Consider the following 22,470-nt stretch of genomic DNA (forward strand, 5'->3'; position numbering starts at 1 on the left):
GGTCCCAGAGCCCGCCCGGCGAGACGGTCCCCGGGCAGGAAGAAACCGGCGGCCCGCGCCGCCACGCTGGGATCATGACAGCCATTAGGGCAACGAACCTGAGCAAACGCTACGGCGCCACCGCCGCGGTGGCGGAATTGTCGTTCGACGTCGAGCCCGGCCGGGTGACGGGGTTCCTCGGACCCAACGGGGCCGGCAAGTCCACCACGATGCGGATGATCCTCGGGCTCGACCGGCCGTCCGGCGGCTCGGTGCTCGTGGACGGGCGGCCGTACGCCGAGCTGCGGCACCCGCTGCGCAAGGTGGGCGCGCTGCTCGACGCGAAGGCCGTGCACGGCGGGCGCAGCGCCCGTGACCACCTGCTGGCCATCGCCCAGAGCAACGGGCTGCCCGCGAGCCGGGTCGAGCAGGTGCTGGAGACCGTGGGGCTGCGCGAGGTCGCGAGACGCCGCGTCGGCGGCTTCTCCCTGGGCATGGCGCAGCGGCTCGGCATCGCCGCGGCGCTGCTCGGCGATCCGGAGATCCTGCTGTTCGACGAGCCCGTCAACGGGCTCGACCCGGACGGCATCCTGTGGATCCGCACGTTCATGCGCGAGCTCGCCGCCGAGGGCCGCGCGGTGTTCGTCTCCAGCCACCTCATGAGCGAGATGGCCCAGACCGCCGACCACCTCATCGTGATCGGCAAGGGGCGGCTCATCGCCGACACGAGCGTCGACGAGTTCATCGCGCGCAGCTCGCAGGGCTACGTACGGGTGCGCTCCCCCCGCCTGGCCGAGGTCGCCGACCTGATCGGCGCGGGCGAGCTGCATCCCGACCACCTGCGCGTGACCACGATGAGCACGCTGGAGATCGGCACCGTCACCGCGCGGGCCGGGATCCCGCTGGAGGAGCTGACGCACGTGCGGCCCTCGCTGGAAGCCGCCTACATGGAGCTGACCAAGGACAGTCTGGAGTACACGTCATGATCGACATCGTCAGGTCGGAATGGACCAAGCTCCGCTCGGTCCGCTCGACGGTCTGGACGCTGGCCGCCACCGCCGCCATGATGATCGGCTTCGGCGCGCTGCTCTCCTTCGCGGTCAAGGAGAACGCCGAAGGGCCTGTCGATGTGCAGAACGCGCTGATGACGAGCCTGACCGGCTCGATGTTCGCCTCGCTGTCGATCGCCGCGCTGGGCGTACTGGTGATCTCCGGCGAATACCGCACCGGCGGCATCCGCACCTCGCTCCTGGCCGTGCCCCGGCGGCTCCAGCTGCTCGCCGGCAAGGCCGTGGTCTTCACCGCGACCGCGCTGGTCGTCTGCACCATCGCCGCCGCGGGGGCGCTCGCCGCCGGCCTGGCGATCACGCAGCCCTCCGGGGTCACGACGGGCGACGTCGTACGGTCCGCCGTCGGCGCGGGGCTCTACCTGACCGCGTGCGGGCTGTTCGGGCTGGCGCTCGGCACGCTCGTCCGGCACACGGCGGGCGCGCTCGTGACGGCCATCGCGCTGATCCTGGTGCTCCCCGCGGTCGTCCACCAGTTGCCCGGCACGTGGGGCAGGACCATCGCGGAGTACTTCACCACCAACGCGGGCCAGCTCATCATGACCGACGGCGGGGGGCCCTCCTCGCTGAGCCCGTGGGGCGGGTTCGGCGTCTACCTGGCGTGGATCGCCGTGACCGCGGTCGCGGCGGGCGTCCTGTTGCACCGCCGCGACGCCTGACCGCCCGGCTTCTCCGGACGAGGGGCCGGACCGCTCAGCCTCCCGCGAGCTCCCGCCCGCGGTCCCTGGCCGCCTCGATGGCGGCCAGGAACGCCGCCCGCACGCTGTGCCGCTCCAGCTCGGCGATGGCCGCGATCGTGGTGCCGCCCGGCGAGGTGACCGCCTCGCGCAGGATCACCGGGTGCTCGCCCGAGTCGCGCAGCATCACGGCCGCGCCGACGATCGACTGCGTGACCATGTCGAGCGCGGCGGCGCGCGGCATGCCGAGCAGGATGCCCGCGTCCACCATGGCCTCGACCAGGTAGAAGAAGTAGGCGGGGCCGCTGCCGGAGAGCGCGGTCGCCGCGTCCTGCTGCGACTCGGGGATGCGCAGCACCTTGCCGACCGGCTTCAGCAGGTTCTCGGTCAGCCTGAGGTGCTCCTCGCCCGCGTGCGCCCCCGCCGAGATGACGCTCATCGCCTCGTCGAACCTGATCGGCGTGTTGGACATCACCCGCACGACCGGCACGTCCACCCCGAGCCGCTGCTCCACGAACGCCGTCGTGATGCCGGCCGCAGCCGTGATCACCAGGCGGTCGGCGGGGACGTAGGGGGCGATCTCGGCCAGGAGGGTGGCCATGTCCTGCGGCTTGACGGCCAGGATCAGCGTGTCGGCCGCCTTCGCCGCCTCGGCGTTGGTGACGGTGCGCACGCCGTACGTGTCGTGGAGCGCCTGCGCCCGCTCGGCCCTGCGGGTGGTCGCGAGGACGTCGCCCGGCTTGAACCCGGCCCGCAGCAGCCCGGACAACAGGGCCTCGCCCATCTTGCCCGTGCCCAGAATCGCAATCATCCTTGGAGCCTACTCACCGGCTCAGAGCGGTCAGCCGCGCGACATCAGCGACCGCAGGAAGAACCCGACGTTGCGCGGGCGCTCGGCCAGGCGGCGCATGAGGTAGGCGTACCAGTCGTCCCCGTACGGCACGTAGACCCGCATCTGCGATCCCAGCCCCGCCAGCCTGGCCTGCTCGGCGGGGCGGACGCCGTACAGCATCTGGTACTCGAACCCGGTGACGTCCCGGCCGTCGAGCACGGCGAGCGTGGAGGCGATCCGCAGCAGCCGGGGGTCGTGCGTGGCCACCATCGGGTACGCCGTCCCCGCCATGAGCACCTTGAGGCACCGTACGAACGACCGGTCGATCTCGACCGGCGACGTGTAGGCCCCCGGCGCCGTGTAGGCGCCCTTGCACAGCCGCACGCGGGCCCCGCCGAGCTTCTCGCACCGCTCCAGCGAGTCCGGCAGGTAAGCCTGCACCACCACCCCCACGTCGGGGTGGTCGCGCCGCAGCGCGGCGTGGACGGCGTGCAGCCCGTGGATCGTGTCGCGCTCTTCGGCGTCGAGCGTCACGGTGACGCCGCGCCCGGCGGCGGCCCGGCAGATGTCGGCCGCGTGCTCGTACGCGAGCTGCTCCGACAGCCGCAGCCCGAGCGCGGTGAGCTTGACCGACACGTCCGCGCCGGTGGGCAGCAGGGCGAGCAGGTTGAGGTATTCGCCGACGGCGGCGGCGGCCTGCTCCCGGTCGGTCACCTCCTCGCCCAGGTGGTCGACGGTGACGAGGAGCCCTCTGCGGGTCAGGTCGCCGACCACGGAGGCGATGTCGTCGGCGACGTAGCGCTTGACCACGTCCCTGGTCAGCGGCGAGGTGGAGATGACGCGCTCGGCGCGTTCGCTTCGGGAGACTGCGAGCATGGCCTGACGGAGCACGGAGACCACACTAACCCCCGGAGGGCGCTGAACCGCGGGCCGCCGGGATCCGTCGTAAGGGTATGCGCACAATGACGAAAGCGACTCTTCTGGCCGGGTCCCTGGTTCTCGCGACGAGTTGTGCCACCGCGCCGGCCACGCGACCGGCCGCGTCGTCCTCCTCCCGCACCCCCACTCCGCCGCCGGCGGTCGAGGTGACCCCGGTCACCACCGCTCCGACGGCGCCGTCGGAAGGCCCCAAGCCGGTCAAGCCGACCGGGAACGCGATCAACGTCCACAAGGTCCGCTGGACCAAGGCCAAACCGGTCGCCAAGGGCAAGCAGGTGCAGCTCACCTGGTGGTCGGGCGTCGAGCCGTGCACGGTGCTGGACCGCGTCAAGGTCAAGGAGACGACGAAGAAGGTCACGATCACCCTGTACGAGGGCACCTCGCCCAAGGCGAAGAACACCTCCTGCATCATGATCGCCATCGAGAAGACCACCACCGTCAAGCTCAAGAAGGCCCTGGGCAAGCGTGTGCTCGTGGACGGCGCCAAGCGCTGAGCCGAGTGGTCCGCGTGTCCAACAGCGGACACCCCTGCTGACAACTGATCGGTTACTTGCGATACATCGATCAGGCACCGAAGGCGCGGGGGCGTCGAGGGTGACGTCGCTCAGCCCAGGGGGTTCCCGTGAGACGACTCGGCCGCGCGCTCGCCGCACTCCTGCTCCTCCCCGCCGGTTGGCTCGCGCTGTCGAGCCCGCCCGCGCGGGCGCTGCCGCCGGCGTTCCAGCGGCAGACCGTGCTGAGCGGGCTCACCCGGCCGACGAACGTGGAGTTCGCGCCGGACGGGCGGGTGTTCGTGGCGGAGAAGAGCGGGCTGATCAAGGTCTTCGACTCGCTGTCCGACACGACGCCCACGGTCTACGCCGACCTGCGCACGCAGGTGCACAACTTCTGGGACCGCGGCCTGCTCGGCATGGCCCTGCATCCGAATTTTCCCGCCGACCCGCGTCTGTACGTCCTCTACAGCCGCGACGCCGTCCCCGGCGGCGCCGCGCCGCGCTGGGGGACCGCGGGCGCGAGCGACGACCCGTGCCCGACCCCGCCGGGCGCGACCGGTGACGGCTGCCTGGTCACCGGCCGCCTGTCGGTCATCTCCCCCACGGGGGCCGAGACCCCGCTGATCACCGACTGGTGCCAGCAGCATCCCAGCCACTCGGTCGGCGACCTGCGCTTCGGCCCGGACGGCATGCTGTACGCCTCGGCCGGCGACGGCGCCAGCTTCAACTTCGCCGACTACGGCCAGGACAACCTGACCAGCTCCGACGTCACGCCGGACAACCCGTGCGGCGACCCGCCCTCGCCGGTCGGCACGGCCCTGTCGCCGCCGTCGGCGGAGGGCGGGGCGCTGCGCTCGCAGGACGTGCGGACGAACGGCGACCCGGCCGGCCTCGACGGCTCACTGATCCGGATAAATCCGGATACGGGGGCGGCGGCCGCCGGCAACCCCAACGCCGCCGGCCCCGACCCCAACGCGGCCCGCATCGTCGCCCACGGCCTGCGCAACCCGTTCCGCATCACCGTGCGCCCCGGCACCTCGGAGATCTGGCTCGGCGAGGTCGGCTGGAACACCGTCGAGGAGATCAACCGGGTCGTCAGCCCCACCGCCGGCGTCACCAACTTCGGCTGGCCCTGCTACGAGGGCCCCGGCCGCCAGGGCGGCTACGACAACCTCGACCTGACGCTCTGCGAGAACCTGTACGCCGCCGGCGCCTCCGCCCACACCGCGCCGTACTTCGCCTGGAACCACAACGCCCGCCCCGCCCCGAACGACCCCTGCCCATCGGGCGGCTCCTCGGCCAGCGGCGTCGCCTTCCACACCGGCGGCGGCTACCCGGCGGCCTACGACGGCGCGCTGTTCTTCTCCGACTACAGCCGCCAGTGCGTCTGGGTGATGACCAAGGGCGCGAACGGCCTGCCCGACCCGGCCACGATCCAGACCTTCGACTCCGGCATGCCCACGGTCGAGCTGGAGACGGGCCCCGGCGGCGACCTGTTCGCCGTGGACTACGACCACGGGACGCTGGTCCGCTACATCTACGCCAACACCCCGCCCACGGCGGTGATCGGCGCGAGCGCCACCTCCGGCGCCGCGCCGCTGGCCGTGACGTTCTCCGGGGCCTCCTCCAGCGACGCCGACGGCGACCCGCTCACCTACGCCTGGGACCTCGACGGCGACGGCGACCTCGACGACTCCACCGCCGCCGCGCCGTCGTTCACCTACGCCCAGCCGGGCTCCTACACCGTGCGCCTGCGCGTCCAGGACGGCAGGGGCGGCCAGGGCGACGCCTCGGTCACCGTCAACGTGGACAACACCGCGCCCACGGCGACCATCGCCGCCCCGACCGCCACCACCACCTGGGCCGTCGGCCAGACGATCGCCTTCTCCGGCAGCGGCAGCGACGCCCAGGACGGCACGATCCCCGGCTCGCGCATGCACTGGGCGCTGATCCTGCACCACTGCCCGAGCACCTGCCACGAGCACGAGATCACCGCGTTCACCGGCGCGGGCGGGTCCTTCCAGGCCCCCGACCACGACTATCCGTCCCACTTGGAGCTGCGGCTCACGGTGACCGACGCCCAGGGGCTGAGCGACACCAAGAGCGTGCTGCTCCAGCCGCGCACGGTGAACCTGACCTTCCAGTCGTCGCCGCCCGGCCTGCGGCTCGGCTTCAACAGCGAGCAGACGATCACCCCGTTCACCAGGACCGTGATCGTGGGCTCCGGCAACTCGGTCTCCGCCCCCTCGCCGCAGACCGCGGGCGGCGGCAGCCACTCCTTCGCGTCGTGGTCGGACGGGGGCGCGGCGACCCACCAGGTCGTGGCTCCGGCGACCGCGACGACCTATACGGCGACGTACGAGCCGACGGCGGCGGTGCCTGGGCTGGTGGCGGCGTACGCGATGGACGAGGGCACGGGCTCCACGGTCGCCGACGCCTCCGGCGGAGGCCACACCGGCACCCTCACCTCCACCACCTGGACCACCTCCGGCCGCTACGGCAGCGCACTGTCCTTCAACGGCAGCTCAAGCTGGATCACCATCCCGGACGCCGCGAGTCTCCGTCTGACCACCGGCATGACCGTGGAGGCGTGGGTCCGTCCCACCAGCGTCACCGGCTGGCGGACAGTCGTCATGAAACAACATGCGAGCGGTGAGGCCTACACCCTGACCGCCGGCAGCGACAGCAACCGCCCGCACACGGCGATCTTCACGAGCACCCCCGCCGACGTCGGCGGCCCCAGCCAGCTCCCGCTCAACACCTGGTCCCACCTCACCGCGACCTACGACGCGACCACCCTGCGCCTCTATGTCAACGGCACCCAGGTCGCCCAAACCCCCAAGACCGGCGCCATCCGCACCGACAACGGCGCCCTGCGCATCGGCGGCAACAGCCTCTGGGGCGAGTACTTCGCCGGCCTCATCGACGAGGTCCGCCTCTACAACCGCGCCCTCACCCCCACCGAGATCCAGACCGACCTGAACACCCCGGTGGGACAGCCGCTGCCACCCGACACGCAGGCCCCGACGGCCCCGGGCGGGCTCACGGCGACGGGCGGGCCGGGCTCGGCGCAGCTCTCCTGGTCGGCCGCCACGGACAACGTGGGCGTGACGGGCTACCTGGTCCACCGTTCGGCCACGCCCGGCTTCACGCCGTCGGGGGCCAACCAGGTGGGCTCGGCGGACGGCACGTCGTTCACGGACTCGGGGCTCGCGGCGGGCACGTACTACTACCGGGTGCGGGCCTTCGACGGCGCGAACAACGTCGGCCCCGCCTCGGCCGAGGTCTCGGCGACGGTCACGCAGCCGCCGTCCGTGCCGGGGCTGGTGGCGGCGTACGGGATGGACGAGGGCACGGGCTCCACGGTCGCCGACGCCTCCGGCGGAGGCCACACCGGCACCCTCGCCTCCACCACCTGGACGGCCTCCGGCCGCTACGGCAGCGCGCTCTCCTTCAACGGCACCTCAAGCTGGATCACCATCCCCGACGCGCCGAGCCTCCGCCTCACGACCGGCATGACCGTGGAAGCCTGGGTCCGCCCCACCAGCGTCACCGGCTGGCGGACCGTCGTCATGAAACAGCACGCCAGCGGCGAGGCCTACACCTTGACCGCCGGCAGCGACAGCAACCGCCCGCACACGGCGATCTTCACCACCACACCCGCCGACGTCGGCGCCCCCAGCCAACTCCCCCTCAACACCTGGACCCACCTCACAGCGACCTACGACGCCACCACCCTGCGCCTCTACGTCAACGGCACCCAAGTCGCCCAAACCGCCAAGAGCGGCGCCATCCGTACCGACAACGGCGTCCTGCGCATCGGTGGCAACAGCCTGTGGGGCGAGTACTTCGCCGGCCTCATCGACGAGGTCCGCCTCTACAACCGCGCCCTCACCCCCACCGAGATCCAGACCGACCTGAACACCCCGGTCGGCTGATCCCTCGCGTCCGCGCCATCCTGCAGAATTCTGGGGCAGGATCGGGAATGCAGGCGCGCTCACAAGGGTTGAGTCGAGTAGGCTCAAGTCGTTTGACAAACACGACCGTCATCCGTAGCTTGAGTCCGACCGACTCAACTTTCACCACAAGGACGTACTCATGGCACGTGCGGTAGGTATCGACCTTGGGACGACCAACTCCGTCGTCTCGATCCTCGAGGGCGGTGAGCCCACCGTCATCGCCAACGCGCAGGGCTCGCGGACCACGCCGTCCGTGGTCGCCTTCGCGAAGAACGGCGAAGTCCTGGTCGGTGAGGTCGCCAAGCGGCAGGCCGTCACCAACGTGGACCGCACCATCCGCTCCGTCAAGCGCGAGATGGGCACCAACTGGTCCCAGGAGATCGACGGCAAGAAGTTTTCCCCGCAGCAGATCAGCGCCTTCGTGCTGCAGAAGCTCAAGCAGGACGCCGAAGCCTACCTGGGCGAGAAGATCACCGACGCGGTGATCACCGTCCCGGCCTACTTCAACGACGCCCAGCGGCAGGCCACCAAGGAGGCCGGCACGATCGCGGGCCTCAACGTGCTCCGCATCATCAACGAGCCGACCGCCGCGGCCCTCGCCTACGGCCTCGACAAGGAGCAGGACCAGACGATCCTGGTCTTCGACCTCGGTGGCGGCACCTTCGACGTGTCGCTGCTCGACGTCGGCTCCGAGGACGGCCACGGCTTCGTCGAGGTCAAGGCCACCTCCGGTGACAACCACCTGGGCGGCGACGACTGGGACCAGCGCGTCGTCGACGAGCTCGTCAAGCGCTTCCAGAACGCCCACGGCGTCGACCTGTCCAAGGACAAGATGGCTCTCCAGCGCCTGCGCGAGGCCGCGGAGAAGGCCAAGATCGAGCTGTCCAGCCAGTCCGAGACCAGCATCAACCTGCCCTACATCACGGCCTCCTCCGAGGGCCCGCTGCACCTCGACGAGAAGCTCACGCGCTCGGAGTTCCAGCGGCTGACGGCCGACCTGCTCGAGCGGACCAAGGGCCCGTTCCACCAGGTCATCAAGGACGCCGGCATCAAGGTCTCCGACATCAGCCACGTGGTGCTGGTCGGCGGCTCGACCCGGATGCCCGCCGTGACCGACCTGGTCAAGGAGCTGACCGGCGGTAAGGAGCCCAACAAGGGCGTCAACCCGGACGAGGTCGTCGCCATCGGCGCCGCCCTGCAGGCCGGCGTGCTCAAGGGTGAGGTCAAGGACGTCCTGCTGCTCGACGTGACCCCGCTGTCGCTGGGCATCGAGACCAAGGGCGGCATCTTCACCAAGATCATCGAGCGCAACACGACGATCCCGACCAAGCGTTCGGAGGTCTTCACCACGGCCGAGGACAACCAGCCGTCGGTGCAGATCCAGGTCTTCCAGGGCGAGCGCGAGATCGCCGCCTACAACAAGAAGCTCGCGACCTTCGAGCTCACCGGCATCGCGCCGGCCCCGCGCGGCATCCCGCAGATCGAGGTCACCTTCGACATCGACGCCAACGGCATCGTCAACGTCGGCGCGAAGGACCTGGGCACGGGCAAGGAGCAGTCGATGACGATCACCGGCGGCTCGGCGCTGCCGAAGGACGACATCGAGCGCATGATGCGCGAGGCCGAGTCCTACGCCGAGGAGGACAAGAAGCGCCGCGAGGAGGCCGAGGTCCGCAACAACGCCGACGGGCTCGCCTACCAGACGGAGAAGTTCCTCCGCGAGAACGACGACAAGGTCCCCGGCGACATCAAGACCGAGGTCAACGACGCCCTGGCCGAGCTGAAGAAGGCTCTGGAGGGCACCGACACCGACGTCATCCGCAACTCGGCGGAGAAGCTCGCCACGGTGAGCCAGAAGATGGGCTCGGCGATCTACGCCGCCAGCCAGGGTCAGCAGGGCGGTCCCGAGGGCGCCCCGCAGGACGCCTCGGCCGGTGCGGGCCAGAAGGCCGACGAGGACGTGGTCGAGGCCGAGATCGTCGACGACGAGCCGAAGAAGGACAAGTGATGCCGCCGCGTGACAACGGGCACGAGGAGCCGGTGATCCGCGACAACCGCAAGATCGACCCGGAGACGGGGCTGCCTCGCGAGCCCGACGCCGCCCAGGAGACGGCCGAACGGCCCGCCGAGGCCCCGGCCGCCGGTCCCGCCGCCGACGGCGAGCTGGCCACCCAGCTCGCCGAGCGCACCGCGGACCTGCAGCGACTCCAGGCCGAGTACGTCAACTACCGCAAGCGCGTCGAGCGCGACCGCGCCGCGGTCAGGGAGCAGGCGGTGGCGGGCGCGCTGACCGAGCTCCTGCCCGTGCTCGACGACATCGGCCGTGCCCGCGAGCACGGCGAGCTCACCGGCGGCTTCGCGAAGGTGGCGGAGTCGCTGGAGGCGACGCTCACCAAGCTGGGCCTCACCGCCTACGGGCAGAAGGGCGACCCCTTCGACCCGACCGTCCACGAGGCGCTGATGCACAGCTACTCCGCGGACGTGAGCGAGGCCACCGCGGTCGAGGTGTTCCAGCCCGGCTACCGCATGGGCGAGCGCGTCCTGCGGCCGGCGCGGGTGGCCGTGGCCGAGCCCGCCGAGCCCCAGGAGCCCGCCGCGGGCGGCCAGGGTGAATCCGAAGACGAAAGCTGACGAGGACGAAGGGCCGTAGATGAGCACCAAGGACTACTTGGAGAAGGACTACTACGCCGTCCTTGGTGTGCCCAAGACCGCGACCGCTGACGAGATCAAGAAGGCCTACCGCAAGCTGGCCCGCCAGTACCACCCCGACAGCAACCAGGGCGACACCGCCAAAGAGGCCAAGTTCAAAGAGGTCTCCGAGGCGTACGACGTCCTGTCCGACACCAAGCGCCGCAAGGAGTACGACGAGGCGCGGACGTTGTTCGGCTCCGGGGTGGGCGGCCAGCGGCCGGGGGCCGGGGGCTTCTCGTTCGACTTCGGCGACCTGTTCGGCGGCACCGGGCAGGGGCAGCAGGGGGGTGCGGGAGAGCGGCTCGGCGACCTGTTCGGCGGGCTGTTCAACCGCGGCGGCGGCGGTGCGTCCACCCGCACCACCACGACCCGGCCGCGGCGTGGTCAGGACATCGAGTCCGAGGTCACGCTCTCGTTCACCGAGGCCGTCGAGGGCACCACGGTGTCGCTGAGGCTGACCAGCTCGGCCGCCTGCGCGGCGTGCACCGGCACCGGCGCCAAGGCGGGCACGACCCCGAGGGTCTGCCCGACCTGCGAGGGCACCGGCGCGGCCAGCCGCAACCTGGGCAACTTCGCCTTCTCCGAGCCCTGCCGCGACTGCAAGGGCCGCGGGCTGATCGTGGACGACCCCTGCCCCGTGTGCGAGGGCAGCGGCCGGGCCAAGAGCACCCGCACCATCCAGGCCCGCATCCCCGCCGGCGTCGCCGACGGTCAGCGGGTCAAGCTCAAGGCCAAGGGGGCGCCGGGCGAGAACGGCGGTCCCGCGGGAGACCTCTACATCCAGACCCACGTCAAGCCGCACGCGGTGTTCGGCCGCTCGGGCGACAACCTGACCGTCACCGTGCCGGTGACGTTCACGGAGGCCGCGCTGGGGGCCGAGATCAAGGTGCCCATCCTCAAGGGCATGCCGGTCACGCTGCGCATCCCGCCCGGCACGCCCAACGGGCGTACCTTCCGGGTGCGCGGCAGGGGCGTGGCCCGCAAGGACGGAACCAAGGGCGACCTGCTCGCCACGGTCGAGGTGCTCGTGCCGAACACGCTGGACGACAAGTCGCGCGAGCTCCTCAGCGAGTTCCAGACCGCGACCGCGGGCGAGGACCCGCGCGCCGACCTCATTCAGCGAGCCAGAAGCGAGTAGCCGATGGACGCCAACTATTTCGACCTGTCCGACGACACACCCGTCTATGTGATCTCGGTGGCCGCGCAGTTGTCCGGGCTGCATCCGCAGACCCTGCGCCAGTACGACCGGCTCGGCCTGGTCAGCCCCGGCCGTACGGCCGGGCGCGGCCGCCTCTACTCCACGAGAGACATCATCCAGCTCCGCGAGGTGCAGCGGCTCTCCCAGGAAGAGGGCATCAACCTCGCGGGCATCAAGCGCATTCTCGAGCTCGAGAACGAGACCCTGCGGTTGCGCGAAGAGGTTCACCGCCTGCGCGCCGAGATGCGCATGGTCAGAGCGCTGATCCGCTACGAGCTGCCACCGGGGGCCTGAGAACGACATGGACTACAAGCTCACCCAGAAGAGCCAGGAGGCGCTTTCGGGGGCCATGCGGCGTGCCGCCGCGGAGGGCAACCCCGAGATCGCCCCGGCTCACCTGATGGCCACCTTGCTCGCACAGACGGGCGGCACCGCCGTGCCCCTGCTGGAGGCCGTCGGCGCCGACTGGCGCGCGTTGCGCACCAGGGTCGAGGAGCTGCTGGCCGGGCTGCCGAAGGCGCAGGGTGCGACGGTGGGGGCGCCGTCGAGCTCCCGCCAGCTCCTCACGGTCATGAACACCGCCGCGCACCACGCCAACCGGCTCGAAGACCTCTACGTCTCCACCGAGCACCTGCTGGTGGGCCTCGCGGCCGACGGCGGCCAGGTCGCCGACCTGCTGAAGGCGCAGGGGGCGAACGCGCAGGCGCTGCTCGACGCGTTCGAGAAGGTGCGCGGCAACGCCCGCGTCACCAGCGAGACGCCCGAGGACACCTACCAGGCGCTGGAGAAGTACGGCGTCGACCTGACCGAGCGCGCCCGGGGCGGCAAGCTCGACCCGGTCATCGGCCGCGACGGCGAGATCCGCCGCGTGGTGCAGGTGCTGAGCCGGCGCACCAAGAACAACCCGGTGCTGATCGGCGAGCCCGGCGTCGGCAAGACCGCCGTCGTCGAGGGCCTGGCCCAGCGCATCGTGGCCGGCGACGTGCCGGAGTCGCTGCGCGGCAAGCGGCTCATCTCGCTCGACCTCGGCGCGATGGTCGCGGGGGCGAAATACCGCGGCGAGTTCGAGGAGCGGCTGAAGGCCGTGCTCTCCGAGATCAAGGAGAGCGACGGGCAGGTCGTGACCTTCATCGACGAGCTGCACACGGTCGTCGGCGCGGGCGCGGCCGAGGGCGCCATGGACGCGGGCAACATGCTCAAGCCCATGCTGGCCCGCGGCGAGCTGCGCATGATCGGCGCGACCACGCTCGACGAATACCGTGAGCGCATCGAGAAGGACCCGGCGCTGGAGCGCCGCTTCCAGCAGGTCTACGTGGGTGAGCCCACGGTCGAGGACTCCATCGCGATCCTGCGCGGGCTGAAGGGCCGCTACGAGGCCCACCACCAGGTGCAGATCTCCGACGGCGCGCTGGTCGCCGCCGCCTCGCTGTCCGACCGCTACATCACCAACCGCTTCCTCCCCGACAAGGCGATCGACCTGGTCGACGAGGCCGCCTCGCGGCTGCGCATGGAGATCGACTCCCGTCCCGTGGAGATCGACCAGCTCCAGCGCGCCGTCGACCGGATGAAGATGGAGGAGCTGGCCCTGTCGAAGGAGACCGACGAGGCCTCCGTCCAGCGGCTGGAGCGGCTCCGCCAGGAGCTGGCCGACCGCCAGGAGGAGCTCAACGCCCTCGTCGGCCGCTGGGAGCAGGAGAAGGCCGGGCTCAACAAGGTCGGTGAGCTGAAGAAGCAGCTCGACGAGGCCAAGAGCGCGGCCGAGCGGGCCCAGCGCGACGGCGACTTCGAGGCCGCCTCACGGCTGATGTACGCCGAGGTGCCGCGGCTGGAGCAGGCGCTCAAGGCCGCCTCCGAGGCCGAGCAGCCGGAGAACGCCATGGTCAAGGAGGAGGTCGGGGCCGACGACATCGCCGAGGTGATCTCGTCGTGGACCGGCATCCCCGCGGGGCGGCTGCTGGAGGCCGAGACGGCCAAGCTGCTGCGCATGGAGGACGAGCTGGGCAGGCGGCTCATCGGGCAGCAGGAGGCCGTACGCGCCGTCTCCGACGCCGTACGCCGCAGCCGGGCCGGCATCGCCGACCCCGACCGCCCGACGGGCTCGTTCCTCTTCCTCGGCCCCACGGGCGTGGGCAAGACCGAGCTGGCCAAGGCGCTGGCGGAGTTCCTGTTCGACGACGAGCGGGCGATGACCCGCATCGACATGAGCGAATACTCGGAGAAGCACAGCGTGGCCCGGCTCGTCGGCGCCCCTCCCGGCTACGTCGGCTACGAGGAGGGCGGCCAGCTCACCGAGGCCGTACGCCGGCGCCCCTACACCGTGGTGCTGCTGGACGAGGTCGAGAAGGCCCACCCCGAGGTCTTCGACATCCTGCTCCAGGTGCTCGACGACGGACGGCTGACCGACGGCCAGGGCCGCACGGTCGACTTCCGCAACACGATCCTGATCCTCACCTCCAACCTCGGCTCGCAGTTCCTCATCGATCCCAAGCTGGAGAACGACGCCAAGCGCGAGGCCGTCATGGCGGCCGTGCGCTCGGCCTTCAAGCCGGAGTTCCTCAACCGGCTCGACGACGTGATCCTCTTCGACGCCCTCGGCACGGAGGAGCTGGCCCAGATCGTCGACCTGCAGGTCGAGCGGCTGGCCCGGCGCCTGGCCGACCGCAGGCTGACACTGGAGGTCACGCCGGCGGCCCGCGAGTGGCTGGCCCTGACCGGCTACGACCCGCTCTACGGCGCCCGGCCGCTGCGCCGCCTGGTGCAGTCGTCCATCGGCGACAAGCTGGCCAAGGCCGTCCTGTCGGGCGAGGTCGTGGACGGCGACAAGGTGACCGTGGAGCTCGGCGACGACGAGCTGCTCGTCCAGCGCGCCGCCTGACGCCCGCCCGGAGCCCGGGACCCCGTCCGTGGGTCCCGGGCTCCGGCGTTCTTGGAGTACGGGCTCATGGCGCGGTCTGTGGGCTCATGGCACGGTCATGGGGCCGCTCGCTCGGTAAGGTTCGCCCCACCCTTCGGACAAGCCCCGCACGCCCCGTACCCCGGCGGGCTAGCTTCGGCGTTCGTCAGACGAGCGACAACGATCAGGGGGCGTGCCAGTGCCATCCCACAAGTTCCGGACCATCGTCGCGACGGCCGCGCTGGCCGCGGGTGTGAGCTGGTTCGCCGCGGGCCCCACGGGCGCGGACACCTGTGGCGGAGCGCGGCACTCGGACAGCCTGCTCGGCTGCGCCGGGCGGGTGGAGATAAAGCCGGAGGACGTGCCGGGCGGGACGTCGATCACCCCGGAGGCCAACGACCTGGCCATGGCCGCCGGGCGGCTGGCCCGGCAGCTCGGGCTGACCGGCCTCGCCGCGGGGGGTGCGCTGCCGGGCAAGGTCGATCTCGGCGGCGTGCCGGCCAGTTGGGGCATGCCGCCCCTGTCCTTCTCCTCGCCGCGGGTCCGGCAGGCCGCGGCCGGGCCGGCCGGGATGAGGGACCTGGCGACGGCGGCGTACGTCGCGGCCCTGCCGACGCTGCCCCAGGTGCCCGCCCTGTCGGGGACGCCGGCGCGCGTCTCGCGGGAGCCTGAGCCGTACACCGCGATCGCCGGCGCTCCGAGGAAGGACCCGCGCGGGGTGCGGAAGCCGGTGGGCGAGGTGGGCTCGCAGGTCGTCGGCGAGCTGCTGCCGCAGGCGCTCGGCGACCTCGGCGACCCGCCGGTGCTGCCGGGACGCGACCCGGGCCTGGCCGGACTCACCGGCCTCGTCCAGGATCTCGGCCTCCACTGACCCCTCCGCGGGCACGGCGGAATGGCGCGTGCACCTCGGTGGAACGGTACACGCGCCGATCCCGGCGGCCCGCCCTGCTCAGGGCGGGCCGTCAGTGGACGAGCGCGTCCAGTTCGTCCTCGGGCAGCCCGAGATCGACCCTGATGCGGTAGCGCGTACGCAGCGCCGCATCGTGCTCCGGGTCGCTCTCGTCGGATCCCAGCGCGGCCTGGGTCGCCCATTCCAGGCCGCCCCGCAGGTCTCCGTACGCCACCAGCGTCTCGGCGATCGTGTGAGCGGTCGCCGTCGAGACGCCGCCCTCGGCGCGTATCGTCTCGATGACCTCTCTCGCCTCCTCCTGCCGGTCGAGCTCGAAGAGCGTGTCGGCGATGCCGGCACGCGGGTCGAAGCCCGTCTCGCCGCCGTCCTCGAGCGCGCGCTGGAAACACTCCATCGCGCGCGCGGGCTGTCCGGCCGCCCGCCACTCCTCCGCGGCGAGAACCAGGATGGACGCCCTGGAGACGTCGCCCGAGGAGTATCCGAGCGCGACGTCGTAGAGCCGACTGGCCAGGGAATCGTGGTCGTCGGCCAGAAGGGCCTGCTCAAGCAGACGATCAAGGTGCTCACGGGTCACATGCGCCACACCGTGAGACTACCGAGCAACGTGCGCCTTTGCCCGGTCATTGCGCATCGCCGGTGGGTCCGGATTTCGGTCACTCACCGGTAAAGACTGGTCACTCTCTGCGTGTTGACACTGCTTACGGGGGATATACGGATTGCTTTGCGTTCTCGCGAGCGGAAGGGGCTGTCATGGGCATGTCCAAGCAGACGACCTTCGCGCTGGCGTGTGTGGTCGTGTTGTCGGCTCTGGTGCCCGGTGTCGCCGGCTATCTGACGGCCCGGATGGAGGCCATCGAGGCCGCGGAGCGCAACCTGCGGGCGCTGGAGGCGCGGCTGCAGCTCCGCGAGGCGAGGGACGCGCGGCCGGTGTCGTACTCGGTGCCCTGCCTGCACCCGCCGTCCACGCCGCAGTTGCAGGAGTTCTCGGCCAGCGCGCTCGGCCGCGAGGAGCACGCCGGGCGCGGGCGGCCGGTCGAGGCCGCCCCCGACTGGCTGCCCGGCCTGGTCCAGGACGTCGAGCGCGCCGTGACGGGCGAGTAGCCCGGCTCAGACGACCGGCGACAACGATCTGAGCTGGCGCGACAGGAAGCCGCGGATGAGCTGCTTGGCCGCCTCGATCATCTCGGGGTCGCCGTCGGGGCGGCGGCGGAAGGCCAGCTTGAGCACCGCGTCGCCGGCCTCGACGGCCGCCAGGACCGACACGTCCAGCCTCGGGTCGTCGGCCAGGCCGAACTCGGTCAGGAACAGCCCGCGCAGGCGGCCGGCGATGACCGTGTTGTTCTCGGAGTCGGAGTCGAGCAGGTTGAGGTCGACGGCGTCGCCGAAGTGCAGGCTCTTGAAGCCGGCGACCGAGCGGTGCATGTCGACGTAGACGTCGATGATGGCGTCCACCGCCTCCCACCACCCCCGGTAGTCCTCCTCCAGGAACCGGCGGTCCACCCGGCGGACGAACTCCTCGACGTTGCGCCGGGTGAGCTCCTGGGTGATGGCCCGTTTGTCCGGGAAGAACTGGTAGACCGAACCGATCGCCACGCCCGCCCGCTCCGCGATGCGGGTGGTGGACAGGGTCTCGTAGCCGGACTCGTCGAGCAGCTCGGCGCAGGCGTCGAGCATGCGCTCGACGCGGCGCGCGCTGCGGCGCTGCGCGGGCCGCCGCCTCAGGGCGGGAGGCTGGGAGCAATCGTTCTCAATCTGCGGCGAAGACACGGATTCATCTTCTCTCGAAGGCGCGATCGTTAGTTGGAAAATTTCTGGATTTCTCGCTCGTCACCCCAGCCGCGCCAGTCTCCGCATCAGCCGGGGCGAAATCCGGGACAGCGCATAACCTATTTCGGCTTCCAGGTTGACCGGAACGACCGCCTGATTACGGTCCACGGCCCGCAGAATGTGCGCGGCCACCCGCTCGGCCGGATACCGGCGGCGCGCGAGCCACCGGACGGCGAGGTCCTTGCGGTCCGTGCCGACGTACGTGGTGTGCTCGGCCATGGGCGTGGACACGAACCCCGGGCAGATGACGCTCACCCCGATGCCGTGCCCCGCCAGTTCGGCTCTCAGGCTGTCGCTGAGCGCCTTCACGGCGGCCTTGGACACCGAGTACGCCGGCAGCAGCCGCGTCGGCGCGAACGCCGCCAGGGACGCGATGTTGACGATGTGCCCGCCCTGCCCGCGCGCCACCATGGCCGCCCCGAACAGCCGGCAGCCGTGAATGACGCCCCAGAGATTGGTGTCGATCGTGCGCCGCCAGTGCTCGACGGTGTGATCGAGAATGGGGCCGGCGACGGTGATCCCGGCATTGTTGAGCACAATGTCCGGCACTCCATATTCAGCAATGATATTTCGCGAAAAATCAACCATCTGATCGACATCACCCACATCGACCTGCACGGCCCACGCCGTCCCCCCGCGCCCGCCGTAACTCCCGCGACGGGGACGCGCCCTCGACGTGCGCGACGAACTCGGCGATCATGCTCGCCACCGTGTCGGGACGGGCGCGCTGCGCCCAGTGCCCGGCGTCGAGCTCGCGCCGCCAGAGCCGCGGCGTCCACCGTTCGCACCAGCCCGCCAGCGCCGAGGTCAGGAACGGGTCGTGCGCGGCGTCGACGAGCTGCACGGGCAGGTCGATCACGGGCGGCCCGGACGGCTCGGCCCGGCCCCGCCGCAGCAGGTTCGCCCGGTAGAGCCAGAGGCCGTTGCGCGCGTCACGTACCAGGGTCGGGGCGGGATGGCCGTCGCTCGGGGGCGCGCCCTCGCGGCGCAGGCGGCGCGCCAGCAGCCGCGGCACCAGCGAGCGCCAGGCCAGCTCGGGCACGACCGGGATCAGGAAGAACCCGATGTAGGCGGAGCGGGCGAGCTGCGTGAGCCGGTCCCGCCGCCCGCCGTGCCGGGCGAAGTCCGCCATGTGCCGCCCACCCGGCCCGCCGAGGCTGGTGAACGAGGCCAGCCGCTCGCGCAGCCCGGCCCGCCCGGCCGCCTCCCACCCCTGCACCGACCCCCAGTCGTGCCCGACCAGATGGACCTTCCGCCCGCCGGCCACCGCGTCGAGCACCGCCCTCAGGTCGTCCATCAGGCGGTCGAGGCCGTAGTCGCGGCGGTCACGCGGCTCGGTCGAGGCCCCGGCCCCTCGTAGGTCGTAGCGCACGACGTGGAAGCGGCCGGACAGCCGGGCCGCGACCTCGTCCCAGACGCGGTGCGTGTCCGGATAGCCGTGGAGGAGCAGCACGGTCGGATCGGCGGGGTCGCCGTCCTCGTAGACCGCCAGCCGCACGTCGCCGGACTCGACCCACCGCATCGCGACCCCCTGTTGGACGCTCCGTCCGGAATATAAATCTCCTAGGGCCGCGCGGAAAGGCCGGTGCAGGACCTCAGCGCCTTCCAGTCCGTCAGCGCCTGGGTCTTCGCCGCCCCCGTCATCGGCACCGGGACGCCGCCCTGGATGGTGGCCGGGGTCCAGCGGTCCTTCAGCACCTTCCTGCCGTTGATGGTGAGCGTCAAGACGCCGGTCCGGCCGGTGGTCGCCGGATTGGAGTTGTAGAAGACGAAGTTGCCCATGCCGTAGTTGACGTAGGCGTTCCCGAGGTAGCCCGAGCCGAGCAGGATGTGCGCGTGGCCGCCGACGATGACGTCCGCGCCCGCCTTGACCAGCTTGGGGGCCAGCGAGAGCTGCGCCTCGTTCGGGCACTTCTGCATCTCGGTGCCCCAGTGCAGGTGGACGATCACGGTGTCGGAGTTCTTGCGCGCCTGGCGCACCGCCCGCAGCAGGGCGGCCTCGTCCTTGGCGGAGGCCAGGCCGCCCTTGTCCGCCGTGGCCGTCCACGCCTGGATGAACTCGGAGTCGAGCACCTGCGTGGCGCCGATGATCGCCACCCGGTTGCCGTTCACGGTCTTCCTGTACGGCTTGTACGCCTCCGCCGCGTCCTTGCCGATCCCCACCACGGGGAACTTGCTGCGCTTGATGGCCGCCAGCGAGTCGGCCAGCCCGCTCTCCATGTAGTCCATGCCGTGGTTGTTGGCCATGGAGACGACGTCCACCCCGGCCGACTTGAGCGCGGTGAACGCGCTGGCCGGCGCGCGGAAGGTGAACTGCTTGCCCGGCGCGGGCGTCCCCGCCGTGGTGATCGCCGTCTCCAGGTTGACCATGGTGAGGTCGGCCTGGCGCAGGACGTTCGCGATGGGCCCGAGCGCGGTGCGCGGATTCGCCAGCCGGGGCCGCAGGATGCCCTCGAAGTGCACGTCCCCGCCGAACGAGATCGTGTACGGCCGCCGCTGCGGCGTCGGCTTCTTCGTCGGCGACACCGCCGCCTGCTGGTCGGCCTGCTTGGCCTGCAACTCCTTGTCCGGCGCCGAAGAGGAGCAGGCGGCCAGCGAGGCCACCGACGCGATGGCGGCGAACAACGGGAGGGCACGGGGGAGTCTCATCTGCCGCACTTCCGCTCGAATCCTGACATTCAGGGATTGAGCATGCCATGCGGGGGTCATTACCAGGCAAATCGCAGCAATCTGACCATCTCTGGCCAGGCCGTGGGGCTGGGGGGCGCCGGGCCCGGCCACTGGGGACGTGTGCGGGGCTTCGGAGACCCTGGCAGCCGCCGGCTGATCACGGCGGAACCCACGAAAAGCGGACCCACGAAAAAAACTGCGCCGCGCGGGCCGCGCGGCGCAGTTCTTCCGGGCCTACGGGCCCGGGAAAAAAGATCTGATAAGACGTCTTGTCGTCAGCCGGAGCAAGGGAGGAACGTGCTTGATCATCCGGGGTGATGCTGTGTCATGATGACTGCGAAAACCAAAGCTGAGGTCCGGAAAGGACCCCGCGGGGAGCGGCCCTGCGATGTTGTCGTCATCAACGTCGCCGGGCCGTTTCCTTTCTCAGGCGTCGGCGAGCGTCGTCAGGTCGAATTCGCCCTCACGGACGCCGGAGGTGAATGCCGCCCACTCGGCAGGAGTGAACACAAGGACGGGGCCGTCCTGCACCTTGCTGTCACGCAGCGCGACGTTGCCGTCGGACAGGGGTGCGACCTCGACACAGGCATCTGCGCCATTGCAGAAGGTGCTCTTCCGCCAAGCCGCCCTGGAAAGGTGGTTGTGCATTGTCTCCCCAAATAGCTGAAGGGGCGTCGTTGCCCCTTGTTGAGGTGGTCGTCGTCACCGTCGCCACACCATGGCCTTGTGCTGGATGAGAACGCGGGATTCGTCCTCGTCCAGGGCCTCCGCTCTGATGTGCTCGAAGGCCGATTCATATCCGGCCACGCGTTGGAGGTCTTCGACGAAATCGGCAGTGTAAAGCTGTTCCAGATAAACGACATCGTCAAATGCCGCGAACTGCAGGTGAATGAAGGTACCGGTGTTGACCGGATGCACCGAGTCCAGGGTCAGGACGTGCAGTTTCACGTGCGGGAGCATGGAGAGCTCCAGCAGATGCTCCATCTGCTCGCGCATGACCGAGTAGTCGCCGAAGCGGCGCATGAGCACCGACTCGTCGAGCACGACCGTGAGCCGGCACGGCTCCGTGCGGTGCAGGACGCGACGCTGCCGGTCGAGGCGGGCCTCGACGCGGCTGCGGACACCGCTGTGCGTGATGCGCGCGATGCCCCGGGTGGCCAGGATGACCTCCCGCGCGTAGTCCTCGGTCTGCAGGAGGCCCGGCACGATCTGGGGTTCCCAGGATCGCTGGTAGATCGCCTCTGCCTCCAGCCCGAGGAATCTTGTGTATTCCTGGGGCAGGACCTCTTGGTAATCCTCCCACCAGCCGCGCTGCTCCGCATCCCGCAGCAGGCCGATGAGTTCGTCAAGTTTGCCCCCGTCGACGCCGTAGAGCTTCACCAGCGCCTTGATGTCGTCTGCGCTGGGCATCGTGCGTGCGGCCTCGATGCGGCTGACCTTGCTGGCCGACCAGCCGAGCTCCTTGGCGGCCTTGGCGCCGGTGAGCTTGTTGCGCTCACGCAGCAAACGCAGCTCCTGGCCGAGCCGGAGCCTGCGTACCGTCGGGCTGCCCTGCTGCGATGGCACCGTCCGCTCTCCTTGTCCGGAAGGAAGGTGTAACCGGCGGGGATCGTTTGGGGGACGGCATTCGGGGCCGTTCCCACAATCGTACATGCAAGTTGCACACGCAATGCCACGTGCCCTTGCCGGAAGGCTGTCACGGAGAGAGCTTGGGAGCAAGGCGGGAGCGCGGATCGGACCGGCTCCGTGCAACTTGCACCGCAAGTCCCGCGCAAGAAAACCAAAACTTCCGGACGGAAGGTATTGCTACCCGCTCACCAGCGGAGCACGATCGTAGGGAAAGGTTTCTCACACACACGTGAGGAGGCCGGGGCATGACGTCGACTTCGCCGCACGCACCGGGCCTTCCCCCCAAGCACGCGTGCCCGAGCATGCCGGGCCGTGAGCACTCCGGCGGCGACGCCGTCCCCGAATAGAACAAGCCGGGCACAAAAAAATGCCGGGCCGCGGCTGTCGGCCTGATCCCCGCATATGGGCTGCCACCCTGCGGGAGGAACGGCCGCCAGCCGACGGACCGGCGCAGAAGCCACCTCGAAATGCCGCGAAAGGGGTCTTCTATGTACTCACAAGGTATCAAGGGACCTGGCCGAATCAAGTCCCGTATCCGAGAACTCATCGCCTGGGCCGACCGCGAGATCTGCATGGAACCCGATGAGTTCGCCTACCACGTCGGCTGGACGGTGACCAGGACGGGGTTCGGCGCGCGCCGCTACCGTGATCCGCGATTCGACCAGCTCCGCGTGCCCGACAAGGTGCGTGAGGAGGTGACGTGAG

General features: G+C 70.6%; 20 protein-coding genes and 1 pseudogene. 12 read left to right on the forward strand and 9 right to left on the reverse strand.

The genetic code is table 11. The features are described 5' to 3' along the window. Window positions 1-74: 74 nt before the first annotated feature. Window positions 75-965: an ABC transporter ATP-binding protein gene (locus SMD20_RS28550; protein ID WP_329586969.1), complete on the forward strand. Its 891-nt coding sequence runs from the start codon at window positions 75-77 to the stop codon at window positions 963-965. Continuing rightward, complete coding sequence (locus tag SMD20_RS28555; protein WP_329586972.1) at window positions 962-1,705, forward strand: ABC transporter permease; 744 nt, start codon at window positions 962-964, stop codon at window positions 1,703-1,705. The genes SMD20_RS28550 and SMD20_RS28555 overlap by 4 nt, the downstream gene beginning before the upstream one ends. 34 nt (window positions 1,706-1,739) lie before the next feature. Here the strand turns inward: SMD20_RS28555 and proC are convergent, their stop codons facing one another. Further along, complete coding sequence (gene proC / locus SMD20_RS28560; RefSeq protein ID WP_329586974.1) at window positions 1,740-2,534, reverse strand: pyrroline-5-carboxylate reductase; 795 nt, start codon at window positions 2,532-2,534, stop codon at window positions 1,740-1,742. A gap of 30 nt (window positions 2,535-2,564) precedes the next feature. Beyond that, complete coding sequence (locus SMD20_RS28565) at window positions 2,565-3,446, reverse strand: proline dehydrogenase family protein (RefSeq protein ID WP_329586976.1); 882 nt, start codon at window positions 3,444-3,446, stop codon at window positions 2,565-2,567. 71 nt (window positions 3,447-3,517) lie between these two features. On the opposite strand from SMD20_RS28565, the gene SMD20_RS28570 reads away from it, so the two are divergent. The 8 genes and pseudogenes from SMD20_RS28570 to SMD20_RS28605 all read left to right on the forward strand — a co-directional run bounded on the left by SMD20_RS28570 (window position 3,518) and on the right by SMD20_RS28605 (window position 15,600). Then, on the forward strand, window positions 3,518-3,988 hold the full coding sequence (locus SMD20_RS28570; protein WP_329586979.1) for a hypothetical protein: 471 nt from the start codon (window positions 3,518-3,520) through the stop codon (window positions 3,986-3,988). Window positions 3,989-4,116: 128 nt separating this feature from the next. Beyond that, the gene (locus SMD20_RS28575; RefSeq protein ID WP_329586982.1) at window positions 4,117-7,926 is read left to right on the forward strand and encodes a LamG-like jellyroll fold domain-containing protein; all 3,810 of its coding nucleotides are present in this window, start codon (window positions 4,117-4,119) and stop codon (window positions 7,924-7,926) included. A 160-nt stretch (window positions 7,927-8,086) separates the two neighbouring features. Continuing rightward, window positions 8,087-9,955: a molecular chaperone DnaK gene (dnaK, locus tag SMD20_RS28580; protein ID WP_329586985.1), complete on the forward strand. Its 1,869-nt coding sequence runs from the start codon at window positions 8,087-8,089 to the stop codon at window positions 9,953-9,955. Beyond that, window positions 9,955-10,578, forward strand: coding sequence for a nucleotide exchange factor GrpE (gene grpE, locus SMD20_RS28585; RefSeq protein ID WP_329586988.1), 624 nt, complete (start codon window positions 9,955-9,957; stop codon window positions 10,576-10,578). The genes dnaK and grpE overlap by 1 nt, the downstream gene beginning before the upstream one ends. A 19-nt stretch (window positions 10,579-10,597) precedes the next feature. Continuing rightward, entirely contained in the window at window positions 10,598-11,776 is a 1,179-nt protein-coding gene (dnaJ, locus tag SMD20_RS28590) for a molecular chaperone DnaJ (RefSeq protein WP_329586990.1), read from the forward strand. Between the two features lie 3 nt (window positions 11,777-11,779). Next, window positions 11,780-12,103: pseudogene (locus tag SMD20_RS28595) on the forward strand (heat shock protein transcriptional repressor HspR); the annotation flags it as partial. 34 nt (window positions 12,104-12,137) lie between these two features. Continuing rightward, window positions 12,138-14,711 carry an ATP-dependent chaperone ClpB gene (gene clpB, locus SMD20_RS28600; RefSeq protein WP_329586993.1) on the forward strand — a complete coding sequence of 858 codons (2,574 nt, stop codon included), beginning with the start codon at window positions 12,138-12,140 and terminating at the stop codon, window positions 14,709-14,711. Window positions 14,712-14,922: 211 nt separating this feature from the next. Further along, entirely contained in the window at window positions 14,923-15,600 is a 678-nt protein-coding gene (locus tag SMD20_RS28605; protein ID WP_329586996.1) for a hypothetical protein, read from the forward strand. A 91-nt stretch (window positions 15,601-15,691) separates the two neighbouring features. On the opposite strand, the gene SMD20_RS28610 is transcribed toward SMD20_RS28605, so the two are convergent. Next, window positions 15,692-16,222 carry a hypothetical protein gene (locus tag SMD20_RS28610; protein WP_245775283.1) on the reverse strand — a complete coding sequence of 177 codons (531 nt, stop codon included), beginning with the start codon at window positions 16,220-16,222 and terminating at the stop codon, window positions 15,692-15,694. A gap of 173 nt (window positions 16,223-16,395) precedes the next feature. Here SMD20_RS28610 and SMD20_RS28615 point away from each other — a divergent pair, with 173 nt between their 5' ends. Further along, window positions 16,396-16,740, forward strand: a complete 345-nt coding sequence (locus tag SMD20_RS28615; RefSeq protein ID WP_329587001.1) for a hypothetical protein — start codon at window positions 16,396-16,398, stop codon at window positions 16,738-16,740. Between the two features lie 6 nt (window positions 16,741-16,746). Here the strand turns inward: SMD20_RS28615 and SMD20_RS28620 are convergent, their stop codons facing one another. The 6 genes from SMD20_RS28620 to SMD20_RS28645 all read right to left on the reverse strand — a co-directional run bounded on the left by SMD20_RS28620 (window position 16,747) and on the right by SMD20_RS28645 (window position 21,702). Further along, the gene (locus SMD20_RS28620; RefSeq protein ID WP_442942611.1) at window positions 16,747-17,313 is read right to left on the reverse strand and encodes a TetR/AcrR family transcriptional regulator; all 567 of its coding nucleotides are present in this window, start codon (window positions 17,311-17,313) and stop codon (window positions 16,747-16,749) included. 153 nt (window positions 17,314-17,466) lie between these two features. Beyond that, a complete protein-coding gene (locus SMD20_RS28625) occupies window positions 17,467-18,084 on the reverse strand; it encodes an SDR family NAD(P)-dependent oxidoreductase (RefSeq protein WP_329587007.1) in 618 nt (205 codons plus the stop codon). Continuing rightward, window positions 18,065-18,988: an alpha/beta fold hydrolase gene (locus tag SMD20_RS28630; RefSeq protein WP_329587009.1), complete on the reverse strand. Its 924-nt coding sequence runs from the start codon at window positions 18,986-18,988 to the stop codon at window positions 18,065-18,067. The genes SMD20_RS28625 and SMD20_RS28630 overlap by 20 nt, the downstream gene beginning before the upstream one ends. 41 nt (window positions 18,989-19,029) lie before the next feature. Next, on the reverse strand, window positions 19,030-20,115 hold the full coding sequence (locus SMD20_RS28635) for a CapA family protein (protein WP_329587012.1): 1,086 nt from the start codon (window positions 20,113-20,115) through the stop codon (window positions 19,030-19,032). A 447-nt stretch (window positions 20,116-20,562) separates the two neighbouring features. Next, window positions 20,563-20,784, reverse strand: a complete 222-nt coding sequence (locus SMD20_RS28640; RefSeq protein ID WP_329587018.1) for a DUF397 domain-containing protein — start codon at window positions 20,782-20,784, stop codon at window positions 20,563-20,565. Between the two features lie 54 nt (window positions 20,785-20,838). Then, complete coding sequence (locus tag SMD20_RS28645) at window positions 20,839-21,702, reverse strand: helix-turn-helix domain-containing protein (protein WP_329587021.1); 864 nt, start codon at window positions 21,700-21,702, stop codon at window positions 20,839-20,841. A 635-nt stretch (window positions 21,703-22,337) separates the two neighbouring features. Between SMD20_RS28645 and SMD20_RS28650 the strand changes: the two genes are divergently transcribed. Further along, the gene (locus SMD20_RS28650; protein ID WP_329587023.1) at window positions 22,338-22,469 is read left to right on the forward strand and encodes a hypothetical protein; all 132 of its coding nucleotides are present in this window, start codon (window positions 22,338-22,340) and stop codon (window positions 22,467-22,469) included. Window position 22,470 lies beyond the last annotated feature (1 nt).

The sequence above is a fragment of the Nonomuraea sp. LP-02 genome (assembly GCF_036289125.1).
Classification (GTDB): domain Bacteria; phylum Actinomycetota; class Actinomycetes; order Streptosporangiales; family Streptosporangiaceae; genus Nonomuraea; species Nonomuraea bangladeshensis.